This is a genomic window from Paenibacillus xylanexedens, assembly GCF_007680605.1.
In the GTDB taxonomy this organism is placed as follows: domain Bacteria; phylum Bacillota; class Bacilli; order Paenibacillales; family Paenibacillaceae; genus Paenibacillus; species Paenibacillus xylanexedens_B.
In genome coordinates this window covers 1-3,191 of record NZ_VEIO01000020.1, presented here as the reverse complement: position 1 = coordinate 3,191, position 3,191 = coordinate 1, and the positions used below count along the sequence as shown (strand labels likewise).

1 protein-coding gene is annotated in these 3,191 nt (G+C 46.1%); it reads right to left on the bottom strand.

The window, feature by feature from the left end; translation table 11 throughout:
* The coding region (locus tag FS818_RS28130) for a condensation domain-containing protein (RefSeq protein ID WP_260989989.1) at nt 1-3,164 on the bottom strand (3,164 nt) is incomplete at its 3' end.
* Nucleotides 3,165-3,191: the final 27 nt, after the last annotated feature.

The window sequence follows — 3,191 nt, the reverse complement described above, 5'->3', positions numbered from 1 at the left end:
TCGAACGGGTTGTCTACAAACTTCTCTGCCGTCAGTTCGGGACGGTTCAAGTATCCCCGCGCCAAGCCGTCTCCCGCGATACACAGCTCCCCGGGTACTCCCACCGGTTGCAGATGATTAAAGCGGTTCACAATGTACAACGCTGTATTTGTTATAGGCGATCCGATTGGAGGCAGAAGCGAATAATCGTTATCCGCCCCCATCGTATATGTCGATACGACATGGCTTTCCGTCGGACCGTAATGGTTATGAACGAATACATTCGTATTACGGGCCATCTGAATGAAAACTTCTTCCAAAATAAGTTGCTCTCCGGCAACAACAAGATGTTCAACCGTTTCCAGAAAATCTTGGCATAGCTTTCGTTCGGCAATGACGTGTTTTAAATAAGCAGTCGGTAAAAAGACGGTACCAATTTTATGGGTGCGTAGGTACTCAATCAATCGTTGGGGATTGTGCTTCGTTTCTTCATCCACTACAAATAGCGTACCGCCAGACAGCAAGACAGAAAACAGTTCCTGTGCACAAACGTCAAAGCTGAAAGCAGCAAATTGCAGCGTACGCGTAAACAAAATTGTCGTTTTCCTCTTCTGTGATTCCAACAAATTAACAATACCTCTATGCTCCATCACAACCCCTTTCGGAGTTCCCGTTGTTCCCGAAGTGTAGATGACATAAAGCGCATTACAAGATGTCGATAACGGTGGAAGGTTAGAAGTATCAGCATCATATATACGGGAATCCGCAAGATCCAATACCGTACCAGCATAACCATCCGGCACGATTTGACAGCTAAAAGTCAACAAAGCATCAGCACCACTGTCGGCTAACAAATACTCGATTCGTTCCACTGGATACGACGGGTCGATCGGCAAGTACGCGCCTCCAGCTTTCAAAATCGCAAGGATACCTACTACCATTTCTACCGAGCGCTTTGCCATAATCCCTACAATCTGATCTGCTCCTACTCCTTGCCCGCGCAATTTCCGGGCTAACCCATTGGCCTTTGCATTCAGCTCCTCATAGGTCATTCGCGTTGAATCAAATACGACCGCTTCTGCTTGCGGCGTTCGCTTCGCCTGTTCCTCAAACAACGAATGAATTGTCTTGTCTTTCGGATAATCGGACACCGTGTCATTAAACGTATCCAGGAGCTGACGCTTCTCTTCTTCCCCTGACAGCTCGATCTCTTCTAGCCGCAACTCTGGTGTTTCGGCGATCTGCTCTAGAATGGTCTTCAAATGGTTGATGATTCGTTCAATGTTTTTTCTGCGATGCTCCAACCCATTGAACCCGACTTTGATAGCAATCCGGTTCGCTTGCACATGCATCATCACGTATAAAGAATAATTGGTATGCTCGAACATTTGAATATTCGTTACCCGAAAATCCTGATCCTCGGATTGTCCGCTTATGTCATAGAATTCTGGATAGTTCTGAAAGATAAACAGGTGATCAATCAAGTTTTGTTTCAATTCCGTTTGTGATTGAATCTCAGCCAATGAAAGATAATCGTATTTCTCCGATTCCAGCGCCCTTTGTTGCAACCGTTTGACTGTCTCTATAAACGTGTCTGCAGGTTCGTTTGAAATTAACCGAACAGGTAGTGTGTTAATAAACAACCCCACCATATTCTCAACGCCAGCGATTTCCGCAGGACGCCCCGACACGACTGCACCAAATACCGCTTCATCGGTATTATTGTAGTGCTGTAGCAATAGCCCCCATGCTGTCTGCATCACACTGTTCATCGTAACCTGATGGTATTTACTTAAGTCCACCAAACGCTCGGTCATCACTTCCGAGAACGTATGATGAAGTTCTTCCAAGACGTACTCTCCATGGGTGGGATTTCCGCTTGGAGGAATCGTTGCACGTTGCTCATATCCCGCCAAGTAATCTCTCCAGTAGCTCAGCGCTTCTTCTCGATTCTGCTTCTCCAACCACTTGATAAAGTGCACATAAGGCTTTACGGCAGGCAGTTCAATTTTTTTGCCACCGCAAAGTTGCGCGTATATGTAGAAGAACTCTTTTAAGACAATGCTCATGCACCAGCCATCCATCAAAATATGGTGGTGGCTCAAAACCATCTCGTACTGGCTGTCTTCCGTCCTTAATACGGCAATCCGTAATAACACATCATTCGTCAGATCGAATCCTTGTTCCCGGTCCGATTGCTTAAATCGCTCTACTTTGCACTTGATCTCGTCTTCCGGTAGTCCTGTGAAATCCTTGAAAACGATAGACGAATTACGTTTTTTAAATACGATTTGCAACGGTTTTTCTAGACCTTCGTAAACAAAAAGCGTGCGAAAGATCTCGTATCGTTGCATTAGAAGAGTAAGACTCCTCATTAGATAGGATTCATGTATCGTCCCTTGAATCGTAAAAGACATTTGTTCGAAATACGCGGACGACTTCGGTTCCATTTGTGCATGGAACAACATACCTTCTTGCATCGGTGATAACGGATACATAGAAACCATCTCATCGTTCTCACTACTTGCCAGTTGCTTGCGAAGTTTATCAAATGTGGCGAGTGGTATCGATACACTGCCCATATCGCTTGGAGTCAGTTCCGTCTCGGTCTGTTGCATACAATGATTGACGATCGAAAGCAACTGCTCCTTGTAGTTGTCCAGTAGCGTTTGTATCGTACTTCCACGGTATTCCTGCTTATCATATGTCACGCTCAGCATCAGTTTTCCATCAATCACGTTTCCGATAATGTCCAGAGCATAGGTCCGTTCTGATTGTGAACTCATCGAAGTCCCTGCTAAAAGTTCAGACATCGACATGGCCCCGGCGTTCATCTCCCGATCCCATTGCCCTAAGTAGTTGAAGCTGATCTCCGGTAACAATGTACTGCCAATGCCGCTTTTCTCCACTGGCGTTAAATACTTCAATGCGCCATATCCCACGCCTTTGTTCGGTATCCGTCGCAACTTTTCCTTAAATGATTTGATCCAGTAGCCTATCCCTTCCGCCTTCTTCAAGTCGAACACCACAGGGTATATACTCGTAAACCAACCTACCGTTCTCGTCACTTCTACGTCATCCAATACTTCTTCCCGGCCGTGTCCCTCCAGGTGAATAGCCAGCGTCTCATGTCCGGTCCATTCCTGCATCGCTAAACCCAGGGCTGCCAGCAACACGTCGTTCATTTCCGTCTTGTACGCATGATGCGTTCC